19 protein-coding genes and 1 pseudogene are annotated in these 21,797 nt (G+C 66.3%); 11 read left to right on the top strand and 9 right to left on the bottom strand.

What is annotated here, in order from left to right:
• Nucleotides 1-56 precede the first annotated feature (56 nt).
• From gstA to KO539_RS09245, 6 genes are all read left to right on the top strand, one after another.
• Nucleotides 57-671 carry a glutathione transferase GstA gene (gene gstA / locus KO539_RS09270; protein ID WP_219308757.1) on the top strand — a complete coding sequence of 205 codons (615 nt, stop codon included), beginning with the start codon at nucleotides 57-59 and terminating at the stop codon, nucleotides 669-671.
• Between the two features lie 284 nt (nucleotides 672-955).
• A complete protein-coding gene (locus tag KO539_RS09265; protein ID WP_219308755.1) occupies nucleotides 956-2,512 on the top strand; it encodes an FAD-dependent monooxygenase in 1,557 nt (518 codons plus the stop codon).
• Nucleotides 2,513-2,573: 61 nt separating this feature from the next.
• Complete coding sequence (locus KO539_RS09260; RefSeq protein ID WP_219308753.1) at nucleotides 2,574-3,671, top strand: acyl-CoA dehydrogenase; 1,098 nt, start codon at nucleotides 2,574-2,576, stop codon at nucleotides 3,669-3,671.
• A 114-nt stretch (nucleotides 3,672-3,785) separates the two neighbouring features.
• Nucleotides 3,786-4,619, top strand: coding sequence for an HDOD domain-containing protein (locus KO539_RS09255; RefSeq protein ID WP_035818265.1), 834 nt, complete (start codon nucleotides 3,786-3,788; stop codon nucleotides 4,617-4,619).
• Between the two features lie 92 nt (nucleotides 4,620-4,711).
• A complete protein-coding gene (locus KO539_RS09250; protein WP_034788152.1) occupies nucleotides 4,712-5,143 on the top strand; it encodes a hypothetical protein in 432 nt (143 codons plus the stop codon).
• Nucleotides 5,140-6,066, top strand: coding sequence for a DUF2145 domain-containing protein (locus KO539_RS09245; RefSeq protein WP_257626212.1), 927 nt, complete (start codon nucleotides 5,140-5,142; stop codon nucleotides 6,064-6,066). The genes KO539_RS09250 and KO539_RS09245 overlap by 4 nt, the downstream gene beginning before the upstream one ends.
• Here the strand turns inward: KO539_RS09245 and KO539_RS30140 are convergent, their stop codons facing one another.
• From KO539_RS30140 to KO539_RS09225, 5 genes and pseudogenes are all read right to left on the bottom strand, one after another.
• Nucleotides 6,067-6,660, bottom strand: coding sequence for a flavin reductase family protein (locus tag KO539_RS30140; protein WP_257626254.1), 594 nt, complete (start codon nucleotides 6,658-6,660; stop codon nucleotides 6,067-6,069). It abuts the gene before it with no gap.
• Nucleotides 6,661-6,669: 9 nt separating this feature from the next.
• Nucleotides 6,670-7,086 (bottom strand): annotated as a pseudogene (locus tag KO539_RS30135) (GNAT family N-acetyltransferase); the annotation flags it as partial.
• Between the two features lie 47 nt (nucleotides 7,087-7,133).
• Nucleotides 7,134-7,763, bottom strand: a complete 630-nt coding sequence (locus KO539_RS09235; RefSeq protein WP_219308749.1) for an NAD(P)H-binding protein — start codon at nucleotides 7,761-7,763, stop codon at nucleotides 7,134-7,136.
• 46 nt (nucleotides 7,764-7,809) lie between these two features.
• The gene (locus KO539_RS09230; protein ID WP_219308747.1) at nucleotides 7,810-9,090 is read right to left on the bottom strand and encodes an arsenic transporter; all 1,281 of its coding nucleotides are present in this window, start codon (nucleotides 9,088-9,090) and stop codon (nucleotides 7,810-7,812) included.
• A 113-nt stretch (nucleotides 9,091-9,203) separates the two neighbouring features.
• Nucleotides 9,204-10,850, bottom strand: coding sequence for a DUF4394 domain-containing protein (locus tag KO539_RS09225; protein WP_257626211.1), 1,647 nt, complete (start codon nucleotides 10,848-10,850; stop codon nucleotides 9,204-9,206).
• Nucleotides 10,851-11,045: 195 nt separating this feature from the next.
• Between KO539_RS09225 and KO539_RS09220 the strand changes: the two genes are divergently transcribed.
• Entirely contained in the window at nucleotides 11,046-11,321 is a 276-nt protein-coding gene (locus tag KO539_RS09220; protein WP_035818247.1) for a DUF6150 family protein, read from the top strand.
• Nucleotides 11,322-11,345: 24 nt separating this feature from the next.
• Here the strand turns inward: KO539_RS09220 and KO539_RS09215 are convergent, their stop codons facing one another.
• From KO539_RS09215 to KO539_RS09205, 3 genes are read right to left on the bottom strand one after another with little or no spacing between them, the layout of a single operon-like run.
• Nucleotides 11,346-12,710: an efflux transporter outer membrane subunit gene (locus KO539_RS09215; RefSeq protein WP_219308745.1), complete on the bottom strand. Its 1,365-nt coding sequence runs from the start codon at nucleotides 12,708-12,710 to the stop codon at nucleotides 11,346-11,348.
• Nucleotides 12,710-15,856 (bottom strand): efflux RND transporter permease subunit, encoded by a 3,147-nt coding sequence (locus KO539_RS09210; RefSeq protein WP_219308743.1) that lies wholly within the window; start codon nucleotides 15,854-15,856, stop codon nucleotides 12,710-12,712. Before KO539_RS09210 ends, KO539_RS09215 begins: the two co-directional genes overlap by 1 nt.
• Nucleotides 15,857-15,889: 33 nt before the next feature.
• Nucleotides 15,890-17,017, bottom strand: coding sequence for an efflux RND transporter periplasmic adaptor subunit (locus KO539_RS09205; RefSeq protein ID WP_257626209.1), 1,128 nt, complete (start codon nucleotides 17,015-17,017; stop codon nucleotides 15,890-15,892).
• Between the two features lie 163 nt (nucleotides 17,018-17,180).
• Here KO539_RS09205 and KO539_RS09200 point away from each other — a divergent pair, with 163 nt between their 5' ends.
• A complete protein-coding gene (locus tag KO539_RS09200) occupies nucleotides 17,181-17,936 on the top strand; it encodes a response regulator (protein WP_219308741.1) in 756 nt (251 codons plus the stop codon).
• Nucleotides 17,936-19,021 (top strand): ATP-binding protein, encoded by a 1,086-nt coding sequence (locus tag KO539_RS09195; protein ID WP_035818237.1) that lies wholly within the window; start codon nucleotides 17,936-17,938, stop codon nucleotides 19,019-19,021. Before KO539_RS09200 ends, KO539_RS09195 begins: the two co-directional genes overlap by 1 nt.
• On the opposite strand, the gene KO539_RS09190 is transcribed toward KO539_RS09195, so the two are convergent.
• Nucleotides 19,022-19,909: a LysR family transcriptional regulator gene (locus KO539_RS09190; protein ID WP_307789060.1), complete on the bottom strand. Its 888-nt coding sequence runs from the start codon at nucleotides 19,907-19,909 to the stop codon at nucleotides 19,022-19,024.
• Nucleotides 19,910-20,009: 100 nt separating this feature from the next.
• Between KO539_RS09190 and KO539_RS09185 the strand changes: the two genes are divergently transcribed.
• Both KO539_RS09185 and KO539_RS09180 read left to right on the top strand, forming a co-directional pair.
• A complete protein-coding gene (locus KO539_RS09185) occupies nucleotides 20,010-21,008 on the top strand; it encodes an aldo/keto reductase (RefSeq protein WP_219308740.1) in 999 nt (332 codons plus the stop codon).
• Nucleotides 21,009-21,117: 109 nt separating this feature from the next.
• Nucleotides 21,118-21,756 (top strand): NAD(P)H-dependent oxidoreductase, encoded by a 639-nt coding sequence (locus tag KO539_RS09180; RefSeq protein WP_099403551.1) that lies wholly within the window; start codon nucleotides 21,118-21,120, stop codon nucleotides 21,754-21,756.
• Nucleotides 21,757-21,797 lie beyond the last annotated feature (41 nt).

The raw sequence follows: 21,797 nt of genomic DNA, 5'->3' as shown, positions 1-21,797 counted from the left end.
GCGGCGGCGCAGGTCTATAGTGGCATCTTTCCCACCTTTTCAAGGACAGGATCGCCATGAAACTCTTTTATTCTCCAGGCGCCTGCTCGCAAGCGCCGCACATCCTCCTGCGCGAAACGGGCACGCCATTTACGCTGGTGAAAGTCGATCTGGGCCAGCACCGGACGCAGGAAGGCGGCAATTACTATGAACTCAACCCGAAAGGACAAGTGCCGCTGCTGGCGCTCGACGATGGCACGACCTTGAGCGAAGGCCCCGTCATCGCCCAGTACATCGCCGAACAGAGCGGCAAGCAAGACCTGCTGCCGCCCGTGGGCAACCTGGCCCGCTACAAGGTGCTGGAGTGGCAGAACTACATCACGTCCGAGCTGCACAAATCGTTCAGCCCCCTGTTCGATTCCCGCATCGACGCCGCCACCAAGGCCTTGTTCATTGAGCAACTCGGCAAGAAATACAAATGGGTGGACAGCCGCCTGGAAGGCCATGCCTACCTGACTGGCGACACGTTCACGGTCGCCGACGCCTATCTGTTCGTCATCACGGGCTGGGCGCCAGGCCTGGGCGTGGATTTGTCCGCGCTGGCGAATCTGCAAGCCTTCCTGGCAAGAGTCGCCCAGCGCGACAGCGTCAAGGCTGCCTGGGAAGCGGAAGGTTTGGCCAAGGCCGCCTGAAGCCCTTTGTACGGGTTCCCTGGGCTGGCGGAGCGCGACAGTCCCGTGCTAAGATCGCGCTGTCGAAAAAGGTGGACCGGCGTGGTGAGCCCCGGTCAGCCGTCCGCGTGCGGACGGTCATATTCCAGCCCTGGGGGCAGCGGACCACGACGAAAAGCGGACGTGCGCCGTTTTTTCGTCGGCGTGCGTTCCGTCACCCTGCTGCCTGAACGGCGTTGCGCCTGCCGCGAAAATTCACCACGTCCTTGACCGAGTGTGCTCTGCACAACACCCAGGACGACATCATGAACCCAGCTTCAATCCACACCCCTGTACTCATCATCGGCGGCAGTCTCGTCGGACTTTCAGCCTCGCTCTTCCTCGCATGGCGGGGCGTGCCGCATATCCTCGTTGAAAAACACCACGGCAGCGCCGCCCATCCCCGCGCCACGGGCTTTACGGAACACACGCTGGAATTTTTCCGCGCCGCCGGCATCGCCGAACGCATTCCCCAGGTGCCGCCCGGCGCCACCGTGCGCCGCGCCCGCGTGGAAAGTCTGGCGGGCCAGCACTACGAGGAATTGCCATGGACGCCAGGCCAGCCGGAGGAGCGCGACGGCAAGGCTACGCCCATGGCCGGCGCCGCCATCGCCCAGGACCTGCTGGAACCGATACTGCGCGAGGCCGCCCGCGCACGGGGCGCCGACCTGCGCACCGGCGTGGAACTGTTGTCCGTGCAGCAGGATGCGCAGCGCGTCACGGCGCAGCTGCGCCAGCGCGACACGGGCGCAAGCTATGCCGTCACGGCCGATTACCTGATCGCCGCCGATGGCGCGGCCAGCCCCATCCGCGAACAGCTGGGCATCGCGCGCCAGGGCGCTGGTCCCCTGCGCGTGCTGCGCAGCGTACTGTTCCGCTGCGCGGAGGCGGACGCCTTTCTGGAACGGGGTATCCGCCAATTCGACATCGATCAGCCAGGCTTCAAGGGTTTCCTGGGCACGTATTCGGACGGGCGCTGGTTCCTCATGTTTGAAGAACAAAACGACAGCACCGACGCGCAATTGCGGGCGCTGATCCGCCAGGCCCTGGGCAAGGACATGGCCTTCGAGCTGATCACTACCGGGCGCTGGGAGCTGGCCGGGCTGATCGCGGACAGGTTCAGCGAAGGACGCATTTTCCTGGCCGGCGATGCGGCCCACCAATTGCCGCCCACGCGGGGCGGCTACGGCGCCAACACGGGCATCGACGACGTCTACAACCTGGCATGGAAGCTGCAAAGGGTGGTGCGGCAGCAATCGCGCCCCGCCCTGCTCGACACTTACACGGATGAGCGCAGGCCCATCGCCTGGCTGCGGCACCAGCAAACCTTCGCCCGGCCGGACTACGCGAAATGGGTCGGCGACGGCTACCAGAACGAACCCCTGTATGGCAACCTGGCGATGGAACTTGGCCAGTTGACGCGCTCTGGCGCCATTCTCGGCGCGGATGCGGCGCTGCCGCCGGCCGCCCACCCGCGCGACTGGGCCGGCCAGCCAGGCACGCGCGCGCCCCACGTATGGGTCCGGCATCGCGGCAACAGCGTCTCCAGCATCGACCTGTTGACCGACGATTTCGTGCTGCTGACAGCCGATCCGCGCTGGTCCGCCGCCGCCGCGCACCTATCGTTGAAGACCTTGCTGATCGGCGCCGATGTGCTCTTCCCCGCCGATCAGGCCTTCGGCGACACCTACGGAGCAGGCGATGACGGCGCCGTGATCGTCCGGCCGGACGGCATCATCGCCTGGCGCTCGGCCCCGGCCGCGGCGCCAGGCGCCACGCTGCTGCGCGCCGTGATGGAAAAAATTGCCATGCCGCACGGCTGACGGCAACGGCGCCGCCGCGCTGTGCGAAAATGCCCGCCTCTGCCATAGACGGACTTTGCCCATGCCGCACGCTGCCATTGCTACCCTTTCCGAACGCGACGCACGCCGCATCGCCCGCCACGCCCAGGCGGCCGATGCGGCCCGCTTCCTGCATCCGGCCCAGCAAGCCTTGCTGCACCGGCGCGGCTGGCTGACGATGCTGGCGCCGCACAGCGCGGGCGGCGCCGAGCTGCCCTTGCCGCAAGTGGTACGCCTGGAAGAAGCCGTGGCCGCCGTCGATGGCAGCATGGGCTGGGTGCTGACCCTGTGCGCGGGCGCGGGCTGGTTCGCGGGCTTCCTGACGCCCGACATGGCGCAGGCCATCATCGGCGCACCCCGCGTCTGCCTGGGCGGCAGCGGCGCGGCCACCGGTTACGCGGAGGAAGAAGGCGACGGCTACCGCATCACCGGCAGCTGGGACTACGCCAGCGGCGCGCCCATGGCGACCCACTTCACCCTGAACGCCCGGCTGCGGCGCGATGGCCAGCCCCTGCTCGATGACGAAGGCAAGCCGCGCATCCGCGCCTTCCTCGTGCCCGCCGCGCTGGTGCAGCTGCTGCCTTCGTGGACCAGCATCGGCATGCGCGCCAGCGCCTCGCACAGTTATCGGATCGACGGCCAGTGGCTCGGCAAGGAACATGGCTTCACCATCGACGCCAGCGCCGCGACGGCCGGCGGCCCCCTGTACCGCTATCCCTTCTATTCATTGGCGTATGTCACCCTGGCCGCCAACGTGGCCGGCATGGCCGCGCATTTCATGCAACTGGCCGAAGAATGCATGCACCACCGCCGCCATGCGCGCGAAGGCTTGCCGCTGCTGGAGGTGCCGGAGGTGGCGGCCATGTTGCAAGCAAAGAAAGATGTTTACGCTGCCGCACGCACCCGTTTTTACGCCGTGCTGGACGACAGCTGGGCGCAAGTGGCGGCTGGCGAGGCGCTTGACGCGGACGCCATGCAGGCCGTGCAAGAGCGCTCTCTGGAGCTGGTCGCCGTGTGCCGTGCGGCAGTCGATGGCCTGTATCCATATTGCGGCCTGTACGCAGCCCGCGAAGACAGCACCATCAACCGCGTCTGGCGCGACTTTCATACGGCCGGCCAGCATGCATTGCTGCTGCCCTGACGTTGCCGTCCTCGGCTCCGCCGCACAGGTGCATGGCTGAAACGGCAGGCGGACGCCATGCGGGCCGGATTGCCTGATAATATGGGGACATTGCTACTTCTCGCTCCCCTACCCATGCACGTCAACACGCTCAGCAGCCTGGCGCAACTTTTGGCCAGCGCCGAAACGGAAACCCTGGCCTTTCCAACCAGCATCAATACGGCCCTGCTCCTGCAAAAGGAACTGGCCAATCCCGATTGCCACTCGGCCGACATCAGCCGGCTGCTGCTGTGCGAACCGACCTTGTCGGCGCGCGCCGTGGCGCTGGCCAATTCAGCCCTGTTTGCGCCCGGCCAGTCGCCCGCCATCACCAGCGTGCGCGCCGCCGTCGAGCGGCTGGGCCACCGCAACCTGTATGCGCTGGCGACGGCGGCCGTCATCCGCCAGCTGAACGCGGGCATCCGCGACGAGGCCTTGCGCGCCCGCGCCACCCAGCTGTGGGCGCACACCGTGCACGTGGCGGCGCTGGCGCATGGCCTGGCAGGCGCCGTCACGCACACGGATGCCGATACGGCCCTGTTCGCCGGCATCGTGCATGAAGTGGCCGGCTTTTATTTGCTGGCCCAGGCCGACAAGACCCCAGGCCTGTACGCCCACCTGGAAACGCAGATGGCGTCCGCCCTGGAAGTGATCGGCCGCGCGCTGATGCGCCAGCTGGGCGTGCCGCTGCAGGTAGCCGATGCCGTCAATACCTTGCCCGGCTCGACCATCATGCTGCCGCCCGAGGGCTTGCGCGACACCCTGCTGCTGGCCAAGGCGCTGGCGCCCGTGCCTTCGCCGCTGCCGCAGGCCGGCATCACCATCAGCGCGCCGCTGCAGGCCTACCTGGAAAATGATCCCGTGCTGCAGGCGCTGCGCACGCAGCCGTCGGCCGAAGCGAAGGGCCTGATCGAGGTACTGCTCAGCTAATGGCCTATCTGCTATGATGGCGCAGGCCGGAATGGATCCGGCCTGCTTTCATTGACGTCCACTGGAAAACTGCCTTGACTACCTCCCTACGCATGCTCGGCCTGGCCGCAGCTCTGACCATGGCGTGCAATGCCAACGCCGACAGCTTCGTTTCCTCGGCCTCCAGCGCCGGTTCCCAGTCGAGCGGCAGCATTTCCGATTCGCTCAACGGTTCGAGCAACAGCTCCTCGCGCGACAACAAGGTGGCCAATGGCCCCTACCGCATCATCGACGTGGCCGCCGTGCCGGGCCGCGACGGCATGACGCGCCTGACCATGCAGGCCGACGCCACGGCAACGCCGCTGGTGCTGGACTTGCCGCAAGCGGCGCTCGACAAGCAGCAACTGGCGCAAGGCGACGTGGTGCATGCGCAAAACCGCGCCTACGGCATCGAATTCTCGCGCAACGACACGCGCGCCGCCTTCTTCCTCGTGCTGGCCGACGACTGGTACGGCGAAATGGCCACGCGTCCCGTCAGCCTTTGATTCGTTTTCTCGCGAAACTCCCGGCGCTGCTGCTGGGCGTTTGCGCCATCGTCGGCGCCAGCGCGGCGCAGGCGGGCACCTCGCTCGCCTCATCGCGCTTTTGCGACCGTACGCAGGAACTCACTGCCACGGAACAGGACCGGCTATTGCGCTTTGCCGCCATCGTGCGCGAGGAACTGGCCGCCAGCGAAGGCAGCGTGGCCCTCATCAGCCGCTCGGGACTGGACCTGGCCCGCTTCGGCATCCGCTATTCGCATGCGGCGCTGGCCTGGCGCCACGACAATGACAGCGGCTGGTCCGCGCGCCAGCTGTACTACGCCTGCGACGAAGGCCGTCCGCGCATCTTCGACCAGGGCACGGCCGGTTTCGCCATGGGCACGGAAAATCCCGCGCTCGGCTACATCTCGCTCGTGAAACTGCCGGCCGAAACCGTGCCGCCCCTGCGCCGCGCCCTGCTCGACCCCGTGCGCGTGCAGCAGTTGCTGGCGGGCCGCTACAGCGCCAACGCGTACGCCTTCAATTTGAAATACCAGAACTGCAATCAGTGGGTGGTGGAAATGCTGGCCGCCGCCTGGGGCGAACTGGCGGCCGGCGGCGACTTGCGCGCCCGCGCCCAGGACTGGCTGCGCGCCGCGCCCTACGCGCCCGCCGCCGTCGACGTGGGTGCGCGCTGGCTGATGCTGGGATCGATCTTCGTGCCGCTCGTGCACATGGACGACCACCCGCCGGAAGCCATCGGCACGATGCAGCTGGAAGTGAGTCTGCCGGCCAGCCTGGAAGCGTTCGCGCGCCAGCGCCTGCCGGCCAGCGAGCGCGTGGAAATCTGCCACGACGGCAAGCAGGTGGTGGTGCACCGGGGCTGGGATGCGATCGCCGACGGCTGTATTCCAGGCGCAAACGACAGGGTCATCGCCCTCGACTGATCATTTGTCCGCGTCGAGCGCTTCGCCGATCGCATAAAAGCGCCCGCCGGCAATGTAGTGCAGGCTGCGCCACGATGGATCCGCGTCCTCGAAATGCCAGTGCCCGTCGCGGAACACGCGCGTGTCGGCCCAGGCGCCCACCACTTCGCCGATGAACAAATCATATGCCTGCTGATTGTGCGGCTCGGGGATCAACCGGCAAGCCAGCCAGGCCGAGCATCCGGCCACGAACGGCAGATCAAACCCTTCCCGATGGAACAGCCCTACCCCGGCGCGCGCCAGTTTATCGGGCTGCGCATCGAGGCTGTGCGTGCCCACCGCATGCGTGAGCTGCAACTGCGCCGCCGTCGGCACCTGGATGACGAAGCTGCCGCTGCCTTCGACCAGCGCGCGCGTGCGCGTGGCCTTGTCCAGCACCACGGTCAGTTTGGGCGGCGCGAAATCGAGGGCGCAAGCCCAGGCGGCGGCCATCACGTTGTCGATGCCGCCATGGCGCGCCGAAACGAGAATGGACGGGCCGTGATTGAGCAGCCGGTAGGCTTTTTCCAGCGGCACGGCGGCGATATGGTCCCGTTCATTTAGCGACAGCAGCATGTCCCACTGGTCGATGCCGGGCCCGAAGCCGTCCGGCGTCACCTTGACTGGTTCAAAGCCGAAACGCGCATAAAAGGCCTGCGTGTGCTGGCTGGTGTTCATGCTCACCTTGGCCACTCCCGGCACGGTGCGGATGGCGGCCAGGCGCGCCTGCGTCAGCACGCGGCCCAGGCCCTGACCGTGCATATCCCGCGCCACCATGCCCCAGCACAGGCTGGCCACCGTGCCGCTCGCATCGAGCGCATGGCCGCCGCAGGCGACGACGCGTCCGTCGCGTTCGATGACCAGATAAGGATGTGTCGAATTTTCCAGCCAGGCGACAAAGCTGGCGCGCTCGGACGGGTCGAAAAAACGCGGCGTATTGCCGTCGAAAAGGGACAGGCAGGCATCGCGGTCGCCGGCCTGGTAAACACGTACTGTCTGCATTGTCTGTACTCGCAAGTAGATGAACGGGAATTATACGGGCGGCGCGTTCAAACCAGCTGCTCCGGGCTGACGACATGCACGCCCGGCGCGCTGGCCAGCGCCGCCTCCAGCAAGGCGCTGGCGATGCGCGGCGCGGGATTGATGCGCCAGCGGCGCGGCAGCACGGGACCGAGCACGCGCAGCAGGCGCAAGGCGGCGCCCTCGCCCGCCCGCGCCACGTCGCGTTCGCCCCCGATCAGACCGGGACGCACGTGCGTGAGCGAGCCGAAACCCAGCGCTTCCAGGTCGCGTTCCAGCTCACCCTTGACGCGGTTGTAGAAGAAGCGCGAGGCGGCGTTGGCGCCGGCGGCGGAATTGAGCGCATACGTGCGCGTGCCGGCCGCCAGCGCCAGGCGCGCCACGGCCAGCGGATAGTCGTGGTCGACTCTCCGGAACGCCTGCCGCGTGCCCGCCACCTTCATGGTCGTGCCCAGCGTGCAGATGACGGCGTCCGCCTGCCACCAGGGCGCGTCCGCCGACAAGCGGTCGAAATCGACAAGCGGCGCTTCCAATTTGGCATGCGCCGGCAAGGGCTTGCGCACGGGCGCGACGATGGCCGTCACGCGCGCATCAGCCAGCGCCAGGCGCAGCACTTCGCGGCCGACGAGGCCAGTGGCGCCAACGAGCAGTAATTTCATCGCATCCCAATATAAAGTTGCTCACAGTGAGCACCATACACGCAACTCAGGACAGGCGCAGCGCCAGCGCGGCCAGGGTCACCAGCAGCACGGGCACGGTCAGCACGATGCCGACGCGGAAATAGTAGCCCCAGGAAATGTGGATGTTCTTGCTATCGAGCACGTGCAGCCACAGCAAGGTGGCCAGGCTGCCGATGGGCGTGATCTTCGGGCCCAGATCGCTGCCGATGACGTTCGCGTAAATCATCGCTTCGCGCACGGCCCCCTGCGCCGTCGTCGGGTCGATGGCCAGCGCACCCACCAGCACCGTTGGCAGGTTGTTCATCACGGAAGACAATAACGCCGTCAGCACGCCCGTGCCCATGGCCGCGCCCCACACGCCGTACTGCGCGAAGTGGTTCAGCATGCCCGTCAGGTAAGCCGTCAGGCCCGCATTGCGCAAGCCGTACACGACCAAGTACATGCCCAGCGAAAAGACGACGATCTGCCACGGCGCATGGCGCAGCACGTGGCGCGTGGAAATCACGTGGCCCTTGCCGGCCACGGCCAGCAGCAGCGCCGCGCCCACGGCGGCGATCAGGCTGATGGGCACGCCCAAAGCTTCTTGCGAGAAAAAGCCCACCAGCAGCAGCGCCAGCACCAGCCAGCCGGCGCGGAAGGTGCCCAGGTCGCGGATGGCGGCGCCAGGCTGCTTGAGCTGCGTCACGGCGTAGTCGGTCGGAATATCCTTGCGAAAAAAGATCAGCAAGGCCGCCAAGGTTGCCAGCACGGCGACAACGTTGACGGGCGCCATCACGGCAGCGTACTCGGCAAAGCCGATCTTGAAGAAATCGGCCGAGACGATGTTCACCAGATTCGACACCACCAGCGGCAGGCTGGCCGTGTCCGCGATGAAGCCGGCGGCCATCACGTAGGCCAGGGTGGCCTTGGCGGAAAATTTCAGGGCGCGCAGCATGGCGATGACGATGGGCGTCAGGATCAGCGCGGCGCCGTCATTGGCGAACACGGCGGAGACGAGCGCGCCCAGCAAGACCAGCAGCACGAACAGTTTGCGTCCGCTGCCGCCGCCCCAGCGCGCCACGTGCAGCGCGGCCCATTCAAAGAAGCCGGCCGCGTCGAGCAGCAGACTGATGATGATCACGGCAACAAACGTGCCGGTGGCGTTCCACACGATATGCCAGACGACGGGGATGTCGCCCCAGTGGATCACGCCGGCCAGCAAGGCCACGCTGGCGCCGATGACGGCGCTCCAGCCAATACCCAGGCCGCGCGGCTGCCAGATGACGAGGACTAATGTGGCGAGAAAGATGAGGAAAGCGGTGAGCATGAGGTCCCGTTCGTTGCGGCATCGCGGGCACCATGCGCCGCAGCCATTGAATATCAACAATAATTCTATAATACTGGAATTATTGAATCGAAGCAAAGCTGCGGCGTGTTTCCCTACTTGAGTGCGATGGCGAGATCGACCAGCCCCACCGACCCGTTGCCGATGGCGGAAGCGGCCGGCGTGGCCGCGCCGCCGCTCAGCACGGCCGCCCCCGTCGCCAGGTCGATGCGGTATAGCGAGCTCGGTCCCGTGGCCGACGTGCGCAAGGCCGCCAGGGCCAGGCCGTTGGCGCCGCCCGCGATGTCGAAGCCCACGTCGCCCGCCACGGCCACGCCAAGCGCGCCGACGTTGACGAGGGTGCCGTCGTTCGGCGGATTTTGCAAGGCGAGACTGGCGCTGGCCGTGTCGATATCGAACAGCATGGTCGACGTCGTGCCCGCAAAGCTGTTGCTGTAGGCGGCTGCCGTGACGGCCGGCGTTGCACCGGCGCGGTTGACGGCGCCGTCGGTGGTGGTGGCGCCCGTGTCGACATTGATGCGCAGGCTTTGACCCGTGTTGCCGATCACGCGCAGGCGGTCGGCGACGGGGTTGAAATCGACGCCAAAGGCAGTGCCGGCGATGGCCGTGTACGGCGCGCTGGCATCCGCCGCATCGGCGGCCAGCGTCGCCTTGACGGTGACGACGCCCGTGTCCGGGGCGATGGTGACGATGCGCCCCGCCGACGATATCCCGTACAGCAAGCCATCCTTGGGACGGATGTCAAAACCCAGCAGGCGTTCGCCCGCCGCCAGGCCCGTCACGGCCACATTGGCGTCCAGCGTGTTCGGCGTGGCCGTCTTGAAGCTGACGATGCGATTGTCGTCCGTCAGGCCGTAGGCGACGGGCGCCGCCGGCGCCTTCAAGGCGATGCCGCGCACTTCCTCGGTCACGCCGATGGCCGCCACCAGGGTCGCCGGTGCCGTGCTGGCTGCCAGATTCAGCGTGTACAGATTGCGCACGCCGGCCACCGTCATGACGGCGTAGCCCGTGTTGGTGCGCGCGTCGATGTCGAAGCCGGCCACGCCGGTCGCCGCCACGCCCAGCGGCACGGCGCTGGCCAGGGTGCCGTTGTTGGGCGGATTTTGCGTGTACAGGGTGGCGTTGGCCGCGTCGATGACGAACAGGGTCGTGCTGGCCGTGCCCGCGAAGCTGTTGCTGTAGGCCGCCGCCGTGATGGCGGTAGTGCCTGCTCCGCCATTGATATTGCCATCGGTCGTGGTGGCGCCCGTATCGACATTGATGCGCAGGCTTTGCCCCGTGTTGCTGACGATGCGCAGGCGGTCGGCGACGGGGTTGAAGTCGACGCCGAACTCCGTGCCGGCCAGCGCCGTGTAAGGCGCCGTCGCATCGCCCGCATCGGCTGCCAGGGTGGCTTTGACGGTGGCGGCGCCCGTCACGCCATTCAGGGTATAGATGCGTCCCGTGCTGCCGACGCCGTACAGCTGGCCATCGGCGGGACGGAAATCGATGCCCAGCAGGTTTTCGCCAGCCTGCAAGCCCGTGACGGTGACCGTGCTGCGGATGGTGGCTGGCGCGGCGCGGTCGAACGACAGCAGTTTATTACTGGCGGTGAGCACGAAGACGTCGCCGGCCACCACGGGCGGCGGTGGCGGAACAACAACATCGTCATGGTCGCTGCCGCCGCCGCAGGCGGAAAGCGACATGGCGACGGCGGAAACGAGCAGCAGCTTGGCGTATGGCAAAGTTGGCAAATATGGCATGGTCGTGGCCCCTGTAAGAGTGAGTGAAGGTGCCGCTCATGCCGCGTTTGCGGCGAGCGCACCCCTGTACTACTTGCCATGCGCGCGTTTGGATGCAGCGGCGCAAAAAAAGTTTTGCCGTCTCAGCTTATGGTTGTCTTTAGGCAACTTAATCGGTGTATAGTCGCGGGCACGATTAAAACCGGGGTCAGGAAAGTGGCGCGCATCTATCAAACCAACAACATGGGCGAAGCCGACGTACGGGTCGCCATCGTGCAGCGTGGCAACGCCGACTTGCTGGTGCACCGCGCGGCCAGCTACGGCCTGGCGCATGGCGACGCGCAGTGGTTCATCACCCGTGAGCGCCAGGATGCGACGGCCAGCATGTACTTCACCTCGCCAGGCTTCGCGCAACTGGCCATCTGTTTTGTCGACAGCGCCAGCGAAGCGGGCTGGACCAAACCACACCGGCTGAAAGGCTGCCTGTCGTAGAACGGCGCCAAGCCCGCAAGGCGGCTACTCTTCCAACCCTCCCCCCAGCGCCTTGTACAGGGCCACAGCCGACTTGAACTGGTCGCGCCGCGCGTCGAGCAGGATTTGCTGCGCCGCATACGACTGGCGCTGCGCATCGAGCAATTCCAGGCGGCTATCCTGGCCCGCATCGTAGCGCAGCTGCGACAGGCGCTGGCGCTGCCGCGCCGCGACCACCACGCGTTCTTGCGCGGCGATCTGCTGCGCATACGTGGCGCTGCCGGCCAGGCCGTCGCGCACGTCGCGGAACGCGGCCTGGATCGCCTGTTCGTACTGCAGCACGGCCACGTCCTTGCGCAGGCGCGACAGCTGCAATTCCGCGCGCAGCTGGCCGCCCTGGAACAGCGGCTGCGTCACTTGCGGCGCGAACGACCAGCTGCGCGCGCTGCCACGGAACAGGTCACCCAGTTCCGGGCTGGCAAAACCCAGCGACGCCGTCAGCGACAGGCGCGGGAAGAAGGCGGCGCGGGCGGCGCCGATTTCCGCATTCGCCGCCACCAGCGCATATTCCGCCTGCAGGATATCGGGACGGCGCGCCAGCAAGTCCGACGGCAGGCCGGGTGGCAGCTGCGTCAGCACGGGCTGGCCATCGAGCGGCCGGCCAGCCGGCAAATCGGCGGGCAGCGGCGCGCCGAGCAGCAATTCCAGGTTGTTGCGCGAAAGTAGACTGGCCCGCTCGCGCGCCTGCACGTCCGCTTCCGCCGTGGCCGCCTGCCCTTCCGCCTGCGCCACGTCCAGGCCGCTGCCCTGCTGCGCGCCGTGCAGGCGCTGTGTCAGCACCAGCGCCTGGCGCCAGTCGAGCAGGGTTTGCCGCGCCAGCGCCAGCTGCTCTTCCGCCAGCCGCTGTTCCAGGTAGGCGTCGGCCACGGCGCCGATCAGGGCCATGCGCGCGGCGCGCTGGCCCTGTTCAGTCGCAAGGTAGCGCGCAAACGCGGCATCGGACAGGGAGCGCAGGCGACCGAACAGGTCGATCTCGAACGCGCTCAAGGCGATGCCGGCAGTGAACTGGTTCTGTGTCACCGCGTCGGCGCCGCGCTGGCGCACGCCGCCCGCATTCGCGCCGATGGCCGGATAACGGCCCGCATCCTGGATCTGGTACTGCGCCCGCACGGCTTCCACGTTGAGGGACGCCACGCGCAAATCGCGGTTGTTTTCCAGCGCGATATCGACCAGGCGCTGCAGTCGTGCATCGAGCAGCATCTGGCGCCAGCCCAGGTCCGCGGCGCTACCCTGCGCAGCGAGTTCGCCATAACTGGCAGGGATCGGCGCCGCCGGCTTGACCAGCGGCGGCGTCAAGGAACACGCCGACAGGGCCAGCACGGCCAGGGGTGTGATAAAGAATAAACGCATTACGATTCTCCTTCCACCGCCTTGACGGCGATGCGATTACTGCGTTTGTTGAAATAAGCGTCCATCTTGTCGACAGCACCCAGCACCACGACAAAGAACACGGGCACGAAAAACACGGCCAGCACGGTGGCGGTGATCATGCCGCCGAACACGCCCGTGCCGATCGCGTGCTGCGTCTCGGCGCTGGCGCCCGTGGCCAGCATCAGCGGCACGACGCCCAGCGCGAAGGCCAGCGACGTCATCAAAATCGGGCGCAAACGCAATCTAGCCGCTTCCACCGTCGCCTCGACCAGTCCACGCCCTTGCGCCTGCAGCTGGCGCGCATATTCGACGATCAAAATGGCGTTCTTCGCCGACAGGCCGATGATCGTGATCATGCCCACCTTGAAGAAGACGTCGTTCGGCATGCCGCGCAACATCACGGCCAGCACGGCGCCCAGCAAGCCCAAAGGCACGACCAGCATCACGGAGACGGGAATCGACCAGCTTTCATACAGGGCCGCCAGCACGAGGAAGACCACCAGCATCGACAGCGCCATCAGCATGGGCGCTTGCGACGCCGATTCCTTCTCTTGCAGCGACTGGCCCGTCCACGCCAGCGCAAAGCCCGGTGGCAGTTGCTTCACGAGGCGTTCCATTTCCAGCATGGCGTCGCCGCTCGATACGCCCGGTGCGGCGCTGCCGGAAATGCGCGCCGCAGGATAACCCTGGTAGCGCACCAGCTGCAGCGGCGACTCGCTCCACACGGGGCGCACCAGTTCACCCAGGGCCACCATGCCGCCCGCGTTATTGCGGATGCGCAGTGCCAGCACATCGTTCAACTGCATGCGCGACGGCGCATCGGCCTGGATGATCACCTGCTGCATGCGGCCAGCGTTGGGAAAATCGTTGACATAGGTCGAACCCATGGCCGCCGTCAGCATGTCGGCAATGGCCGTAAACGACACGCCCAGCGCTTCGGCCTTGGTGCGGTCGATATCGAGGCGCACGCTGGCGCCGGGAGGCAAGCCGTCCGGATACACGCCCGCCACCTTGCCGCTTTGCGCGGCCAGTCCCAGCAGCTGGTTCTGCGCCGCCTGCAAGGCAGCGATGCCCTGGCTGGCGCGGTCTTGCAGGCGCATGGAAAAGCCGGACGAATTGCCCAGTTCATCGATGGCGGGCGGCATCAAACTCATGATCACGCCCTCCTTCGCCTGCGACATGGCTTCCTGCGCCAGTGCCACTTCTTCCTGCGCCGTGGCGCCGTTGCGCTGTTTCCAGTCCTTCAGCATGGTGAAGGCCAGGCCCGCATTCGGCCCCGCGCCGGAAAAGCTGAAGCCAAGAATAGACTGGTTCACTTCGATGCCGGGCCGCGTGGCCACGTGCTGCTCGTACAGTTTGACGACATCGAGCGTGCGCTCCATGGTGGCGTCGGACGGCAGCTGGATCGAGGTGATGAAGTATCCCTGGTCTTCTTCCGGCAAAAAGGCCGACGGCAGCTGCATGAAAGCCACGCCCAGCGCCGCGACGATCGCGCCATACACGACCATCGAGCGGCCGGCGCGTTTCACCATCGCCACCACACCCTTTTCATAGCGCGCCGTCATGCGCTCAAACTGGCGGTCGAACCACAGGAAGAAGCCCTTCTTGTCATGGTCGTGCGGGCCGATCGGTTTCAACATCGTGGCGCACAGCGCCGGCGTAAGGGTCAGCGCCAGGAACGCCGAGAACAAAATCGACACGGCCATGGCCAGGGTGAACTGCCGGTAGATGGCGCCCACGGAACCGCTGGCCAGCGCCATCGGGATGAACACGGCCGTCAGTACCAGGGTGATGCCCACTACCGCCCCCGTGATTTCACGCATGGCTTTCGACGTCGCTTCCTTCGGCGACAAGCCCTCGGTCGCCATCAGGCGCTCGACGGCTTCCACCACCACGATGGCGTCATCGACGATGATGCCGATGGCCAGCACCATGCCGAACATGGTCAGCACGTTGACGGAATAGCCGGCCATCAGCATGACCGTGAAGGTGCCCATCAGGGCGATCGGCGCGACGATGGCGGGTATCAGGGTGTAGCGTATCTTTTGCAGGAACAGATACATGACGAGGAACACCAGCACCATCGCTTCCAGCAGGGTGACGATGACCTTTTCAATCGAGATTTTCACGAACGGCGCCGTGTCGAACGGCACCGAGTACTTGATCCCGGCCGGCATGGTGTGCGCCAGTTCGGCCATGCGCGCGCGCACGGCGGCCGCCGTCTGCACGGCGTTGGCGCCCGGCGACAGCATGATGGCGGCGCCCGACGCGGCTTGCCCGTTTTCGCGGATGCTGAAGTTGAAGCTTTGCGCGCCCAGCGACACCTTCGCCACGTCGCCGATGGTCACTTTCGAGCCATCCGCATTCGCGCGCAGCACGATGGCGGCAAATTCGGCCGGCGTTTGCAACTGGCCCTGCACCGTCAGCGGAATGGTCACGCGCTGGCCGTGCACGGCCGGCGAATCGCCCAGGCGGCCCGGCGCGATCTGCGCATTTTGCTGCGCGATGGCGGCCGTCAGCTCGCCCATGGCGATGTTGTACGACACCAGCTTGGCCGGATCGACCCAGATGCGCATGGCCCGCTCAGAGCCGAACAGCTGCACCTTGCCCACGCCGGGAATGCGGCGCAGTTCTTCCGTCACGTTGCGCGCCAGGTAGTCACCCAGCGCCACTTCGTCGTGCTGGCCATTGTCGGAAATCAGGCTGACGATCATCAGGAAGCCGGACGACGCCGACTCCACCGTCAAGCCATTTTGCCGCACGGCTTGCGGCAGGCGCGGTTCGATGGCTTTCAGGCGGTTTTGCACGTCCACCTGCGCCATTTCCGGATTCGTTCCCGGCTGGAAGGTGACGGTGATCGAGGCCGACCCCGACGTGTCGGTGGACGACTCGAAATACAGCAGGTGCTTGACGCCCGATAGTTCGCGCTCGATCAGGCCGACCACGGAATCGTTCATGGTTTGCGGCGTGGCGCCAGGATAGTTGGCGCTGATGCTGACGCTGGGCGGCGCCACCGAAGGGAAACGCGCAATCGGCAATTGCGGTATGGCGATCAGTCCGAACAGGACGATGAAGACCGCCACCACCCACGCAAAGACGGGGCGGTTGATGAAAAATTGAGGCATGTCGTTAGGCTTTCATTGTATTCAAAGTGGGCATCAACGCGCCTTGGCGGCAGCCGCCGTTGCCACGACGGCCGGCTTCCACGGCTGCGGCGCGGCGGTGGCGCCCGGCTGCAAGCGTTCCTGGCCTTCGATGACGACGGTTTCGCCGGCCTTCAAGCCGCCGTTGACCACGTACTGGTGCTCGACCACGTCGCCCACCGTGATGGGTTTCAGGCTCGCTTTGTTCGTGCCATCGAGCACCCAGGCCTGCGCCTGGCCGCCGCTGCTGTGCAAGACGGCTTGCTGCGGCAACAGCACGCCATTTGCCTGCACGGCGCGGGCGATGCGGGCGCGCACGAACATGCCGGGCAGCAGTTGGCGCTGCGGATTGTCGACCAGCACGCGGACGACGGCGTCGCCCGTACCCGCATCGACGCTGATGCCCGAGAACAGGATGCGCCCCGTGACGGGGTGCGGCTGGCCATCGGCACCGAGAATGGTCACGGGCAGCTTGTCCGCGCCACCGGTCCCGGAGGCTTGCAGCGCGGCCAGCGCGGCGGCCGGCTGGCGCACGTCGACATACACCTTGTCGATCTGCTGGATGCGTGCCATCGGCGTGGCATCGGCCAGGCCCACGAGCGCGCCTTCCGTCACCAGTTCGGAGCCGATGCGCCCGGCAATGGGCGCCTCGATGCTGGCAAAGGCCAGGTCCAGGCGGCGGCGCGCCAGGCTTGCCCGCGCCTGCGCCACGGTGGCCACGGCTTGCTCGCGCTGGGCCACGGCATCGTCATATGCCTGGCGGCTGATGGCGTCCGCTTCCACCAGCGGTTTTAACCTGTCGGCCTGGCTGCTGGCGCGCTTGGCCGTGGCCACCGCATGCTGCAGGGCAGCGGCGGCCGAATCGACGTCCGCCTGGAACGGCGCGGGATTGAGCTGGAACAGCTTCTGGCCCGCTTTTACTTCGGCCCCCTGCTCGAACTGGCGGCGCAGCACGATGCCGCCCACTTGCGGACGGATGTCGGCCGTGCGGAAGGCGGCCACCCTGCCCGGCAATTCATCGCTGAGGACGACGGGCGCCGCTTGCAGCTTGAGCACGGTGACGGCGGCGGGCGGCGCGGCGCCTTCTTCCGTCGCGGGTTTGGAACAGGCGGCAAGGCTGAGCAGTGCCGCGGCGATCAACATGTTTTTCCTGGTGAGGTACTTTACTGGCATGACTTTTCTCTATGGCTGATCCCAACCGGCAGTCCGGTCGACAGATAACAAGAGCATAGAAGGCCAACGTGGATGTTCCGTCAAAGAAATGTGGAGATTCGATGGAGACAGCGAAGAATGCTAGACTATTTATATGAACTATCATCACAGCGCCAGCCAGCCCTCCTTCCTTGCCACCACGCCGCCTTCCGCCCTCGTCCTGATCGCCGAAGATGAACCGCAAATCGCCCGCATCCTCGCCGGTTACCTCGAGCGCGACGGCTACCGCACGGCCTTTGCGCACGATGGCCAGGAAGCGCTGCAGCAACACCTGGCGCTGGCGCCGGACCTGCTGCTGCTCGACGTGCAAATGCCCCGTGTCGATGGCTGGGGCGTGCTGGCCGAAGTGCGGCGGCGCGGCGAGACGCCCGTCATCATGCTCACGGCCCGCGACCAGGATGCCGATAAACTGGCCGCCCTGCGCGTGGGCGCCGACGACTACATCATCAAACCCTTCAATCCGGCCGAAGTGGTGGCCCGCGTGGCCGCCGTGCTGCGCCGCTCGCGCGTGCGCCACCACCCGGTCGGCGGCCAGCGCCTGCGCTGCGGCCCCATCGAAATCGACCAGGAAACCTATGTGGCCAGCGTGCTGCGCGATGGCATGGCACAGCCTCTCATGCTCAGCCTGACGTTGACGGAGTTCCGCCTGCTGGCGCACCTGGCGCGCACGCCGCGGCGCGTCTGCAGCCGCCTGGAATTGCTGGAGTCGTGCATGCCCGAGAGCAATTCTATGGAACGCACAGTGGACAGCCACGTCAGCAAGCTGCGCAAGAAGCTGGAAGAAGCGGGCGTGCTGAACATGCCGGCCAGCCTGCGCGGCGTGGGCTACCGCCTGGAAAGCGACTTCTGATGCGCTTCACAGGCTTGAACCGGCAAATCATCCTGTCGATGTCCGTGCTGATGGTCAGCAGCATCCTGATCATCTGGATCGGTTCCTGGACCTTCTTTGCCATCGCCTTCAAGATCGATCCCGGCATGCTGTCCGAGCCGGACGACTGGTCGCCCAGCACCGTCGAATGGCTGTGGATTTTCGCCATCACCATCTTTGGCCTGGGCCTGGCCGCCTTTTTCGCCCTCAAGCTCGCTTCGCGCATCCTCAAACCAATCAATTCCGTGATGGACAGCGTGCGCCGCGTGGCCCATGGCGACCTGTCCGCGCGCGCCTTCGCGGGCGACCGCAGCCTGGGCGAGACGGCCATGCTGGTCGACGATTTCAACAGCATGGCCGAGCGCCTGCAGCGGGGCGCCAAGGAAAGCGAAACGTGGAACGCGGCCATCGCGCACGAATTGCGCACGCCCGTGACCATCCTGCGCGGCACCTTGCAAGGCGTCGTCGACGGCGTCTTCAAGCCCGAGGAAGTGCCGTTTTCCAGCCTGCTGGCGCAAGTCGAGGACCTGGGACGGCTGATCGAGGATTTGCGCACCCTGAGCCTGGCCGACAGCGGCCACATGCAGCTGCGCATGGCGTGGACGGACCTGACCCTGGAAATCGGCGAAGTGCGCCGCCTGCTGGCGCAAGAGATGGAAGCGGCGGGCTTTACGTTGCAACTGCACCTGTCCGACCATCCCGTCTGCTGCGACGCGGCGCGCATCCGGCAAATCGTGCTGGCCCTGCTCGACAACGCGCGCCGCTATGCGCATCCGGGCCTGCTGCGCGTGCGCACCCGCGTGCAGGCCGGCCAGTACTACCTGAGCGTCGAGGATGCGGGTCCCGGCATTGCAGAGGAACTGGCGCCGCACGTGTTCGAGGCGTTTCGCCGCGGCGACAGCGCCAGGGTCGACCTGAACGCGGGCAGCGGCCTGGGACTGGCCGTGGTCGAAGCCATCGCGCGCGCCCACGGCGGCAGCGCCGTCTGCACGCGTGGCAAGGCGGGCGGCAGCGTGTTTACCGTCAAGTGGCCGGTCGAACATGCCGCGCCGCCGCCCGCCGGCTGACTACGCTGGCGCGCGCAGCATGTCGACAAAGGCGCGCAGCACGGCCGGCATCTGCCGCCGGCTCGGGTAATACAGGAAGTAGCGCGACGGCGGCGGCATGCAGCGCTGCAGCACGCACACCAGGCGCCCGGCCGCGATATCGGCGCGCGCATCAGCCTCGTACACATACGCCAGTCCCGCGCCATCGCGCGCCGCGCGCAGCATCAATTCATCGTCGTCGAACACCAGCGGGCCGCCGACGGCGATGCTGACACCCTCCCCGTCCTGCCCGAACTCCCACGCATACTGACGCCCGCTGGGGAAACGCCGGACTATGCAGGCATGCCCCAGCAAGTCGCGCGGCGTGGCCGGCGCCCCATGCGCGGCCAGGTAGGCGGGCGAGCCCACCACCACGAACGGTTGCGGCGCGCCCACGGGCACGGCGATCATGTCGGCCGCCACCTGCTCGCCGAAGCGGATGCCCGCGTCAAAACCGTCGCGCACGATATCGATCATGCCGTCATCGGTGACCACTTCGACCTGCACGCGCGGATATCGGGCGACAAAACTGGCCAGCATGGGCGCGAGCAGCAGCCGGGCAGCCGGACGGGGCACGTTCAGGCGCAGCTTGCCTGCGGGCACATCCTGCAAAGTGCTCAAGTCCAGCAAGGCATCATCGATTTCGCGCATGGCCGGCGCCAGCCGCACCAAGAGCTGCTGCCCTGCCTCGGTCGGCGTGACGCTGCGCGTGGTGCGGTTCAGCAGGCGCACGCCCAGGCGCTCTTCCAGCGCGCGCAGCGCGTGGCTGAGGGCGGAGGCGGATACGCCCCGTTCCAGGGCCGCCTTGCGAAAGCTGCGCAGGCGGGCGACGGCGGCAAAGGCCGCCAATTCGTTCAGATCAGCCATCATTCATGAGTTTCATTCAGCAATACATGCAGGATTAACCATCTTATCGCATGCTGTTGCTTCGCCCATACTCCTCGCATCTTTTTTTTGAAAAGGAATGACAATGGAACACAGAACACTGGGCAACTCCGGTTTGCGCGTCGCCCCCATCGGCCTGGGCTGCATGGGCATGAGCTTTGCCTACGGCGGCGCGGACGAGGCCAGCTCGCTGCGCGTGCTGCACCGCGCCGTGGAACTGGGCGTGACCCTGATCGACACGGCGGAAGTCTACGGCCCCTACGCCAACGAGGAACTGGTAGGCCGCGCCCTGAAGCAGCTGCGCGGCAAGGTCCACATCGCCACCAAGTTTGGCTTCAAGATATTGCCCCACGGCCAGGGCGTGGAACGCATGGCCGGTGTCGACAGCCGCCCCGAGCACATTATCCAAGCCGTGGAAGCGTCGCTGTCCAGACTGGGCATCGAGTGCATCGACTTGCTGTACCAGCACCGCGTGGACCCCGCCGTGCCCATCGAAGACGTGGTCGGCGCCATGGCCGATCTGGTGCGGGCGGGCAAGGTGCTTCACCTGGGGCTGTCGGAAGTGTCGGCCGCCACCCTGCGCCGCGCCCACGCCGTGCACCCGATTGCAGCCGTGCAGTCCGAGTATTCGCTGTGGAGCCGCGACGTGGAAGCCGATGTGCTGCCCGCCTGCCGCGCGCTCGGTATCGGCTTCGTGCCATACAGCCCGCTTGGCCGGGGCTTCCTGACGGGCCAGCTAACTTCCAGCGCCGCACTGGCGCCCGACGACTACCGCCACAGCCTGCCCCGCTTCCAGCCGCCCGCGATGGCCGCCAATGCCCACCTCGTTGCCGAATTGCAGCGCCTGGCGGCCGCGCGCGGCGCCACGGCGGCGCAACTGGCCCTGGCCTGGCTGCTGGCGCAAGGTACTGACATCGTGCCGATACCGGGCGCCCGCAGCCTGGCGCACCTGGAAGAGAACGTGGCCGCCGCGCAGATATCCCTGAGCGACACCGAGCTGGCCGCCATCGGCGCGGCCATCACGCCCGTCAGCGTGCAGGGCGCGCGCTACCCGCAACATGAGCTTGCCATGCTTGGCCTGTAGACAACCGTGCATGAGTGCGCTATACCGGTACTTTTTTGTCCAGCGCACTTGAAATGCCCGAATCCGCTATCATTTCCAATCTGAACTATTCATTATGAAAGAGATTGACATGTCCGCACTGCTCGAAACACTGCAATGGCGCTACGCCACCAAGAAGATGGATCCGACGAAAACGGTGCCGCAAGACAAGGTCGAGCGCATCCTGGAAGCCGTGCGCCTGACGGCCAGCTCCAGCGGACTGCATCCTTATGAAGTCTTCGTCGTGACGAATCCGGCCCTGCGCGAGCAGATCAAGCCGCACGCGTGGAACCAGTCGCAAGTGACGGACGCCTCGCACCTGCTGGTGTTTGCCGCCTGGGATAATTACACGGTAGAACGCATCAATGCGCGCTTTGACCTGGTCAATGAAGTGCGCGGCTTCAAGAACGAAGGCTGGGAAGCGTACCGCCAGCAAATCCTGGCCGCGTATCCACAGCGCGATGCGGAAACCAACTACCAGCACGCGGCGCGCCAGGCGTATATCGGCGTGGGCACGGCCCTGATCGCCGCGGCGCAGGAAAAAGTCGATTCGACGCCGATGGAAGGTTTTGATCCGGCCAAGGTCGACGAAATCCTGAACCTGCGCGAAAAAGGCTTGCGTTCCGTCGTGATGCTGCCGCTCGGCTATCGCGCCGACGCAGGCGACTGGCTGGTAGACTTGAAAAAAGTGCGCCCTGCGCGCGAGCAATTCATCACCGAGCTGGCGTAAGCGTTGTCAGCGCCTCGCCCGTGACTGAAAAGCGGATGCCC

It is taken from the genome of Janthinobacterium sp. NKUCC06_STL (assembly GCF_019345455.1).
Classification (GTDB): domain Bacteria; phylum Pseudomonadota; class Gammaproteobacteria; order Burkholderiales; family Burkholderiaceae_D; genus Janthinobacterium; species Janthinobacterium rivuli.
This window is presented reverse-complemented; position numbering and strand designations above follow the sequence as displayed.

What these genes read in the sequence shown, in the direction of transcription:
- gstA (WP_219308757.1), top strand. Translation starts at nt 57, where the DNA reads ATGAAACTCTTTTATTCTCCAGGCGCCTGCTCGCAAGCGCCGCACATC.
- KO539_RS09265 (WP_219308755.1), top strand. Translation starts at nt 956, where the DNA reads ATGAACCCAGCTTCAATCCACACCCCTGTACTCATCATCGGCGGCAGT.
- KO539_RS09260 (WP_219308753.1), top strand. Translation starts at nt 2,574, where the DNA reads ATGCCGCACGCTGCCATTGCTACCCTTTCCGAACGCGACGCACGCCGC.
- KO539_RS09255 (WP_035818265.1), top strand. Translation starts at nt 3,786, where the DNA reads ATGCACGTCAACACGCTCAGCAGCCTGGCGCAACTTTTGGCCAGCGCC.
- KO539_RS09250 (WP_034788152.1), top strand. Translation starts at nt 4,712, where the DNA reads ATGCTCGGCCTGGCCGCAGCTCTGACCATGGCGTGCAATGCCAACGCC.
- KO539_RS30140 (WP_257626254.1), bottom strand. Translation starts at nt 6,660, where the DNA reads ATGCTGCTGTCGCTAAATGAACGGGACCATATCGCCGCCGTGCCGCTG.
- KO539_RS09235 (WP_219308749.1), bottom strand. Translation starts at nt 7,763, where the DNA reads ATGAAATTACTGCTCGTTGGCGCCACTGGCCTCGTCGGCCGCGAAGTG.
- KO539_RS09230 (WP_219308747.1), bottom strand. Translation starts at nt 9,090, where the DNA reads ATGCTCACCGCTTTCCTCATCTTTCTCGCCACATTAGTCCTCGTCATC.
- KO539_RS09225 (WP_257626211.1), bottom strand. Translation starts at nt 10,850, where the DNA reads ATGCCATATTTGCCAACTTTGCCATACGCCAAGCTGCTGCTCGTTTCC.
- KO539_RS09215 (WP_219308745.1), bottom strand. Translation starts at nt 12,710, where the DNA reads ATGCGTTTATTCTTTATCACACCCCTGGCCGTGCTGGCCCTGTCGGCG.
- KO539_RS09210 (WP_219308743.1), bottom strand. Translation starts at nt 15,856, where the DNA reads ATGCCTCAATTTTTCATCAACCGCCCCGTCTTTGCGTGGGTGGTGGCG.
- KO539_RS09205 (WP_257626209.1), bottom strand. Translation starts at nt 17,017, where the DNA reads ATGTTGATCGCCGCGGCACTGCTCAGCCTTGCCGCCTGTTCCAAACCC.
- KO539_RS09200 (WP_219308741.1), top strand. Translation starts at nt 17,181, where the DNA reads ATGAACTATCATCACAGCGCCAGCCAGCCCTCCTTCCTTGCCACCACG.
- KO539_RS09195 (WP_035818237.1), top strand. Translation starts at nt 17,936, where the DNA reads ATGCGCTTCACAGGCTTGAACCGGCAAATCATCCTGTCGATGTCCGTG.
- KO539_RS09190 (WP_307789060.1), bottom strand. Translation starts at nt 19,909, where the DNA reads ATGATGGCTGATCTGAACGAATTGGCGGCCTTTGCCGCCGTCGCCCGC.
- KO539_RS09185 (WP_219308740.1), top strand. Translation starts at nt 20,010, where the DNA reads ATGGAACACAGAACACTGGGCAACTCCGGTTTGCGCGTCGCCCCCATC.
- KO539_RS09180 (WP_099403551.1), top strand. Translation starts at nt 21,118, where the DNA reads ATGTCCGCACTGCTCGAAACACTGCAATGGCGCTACGCCACCAAGAAG.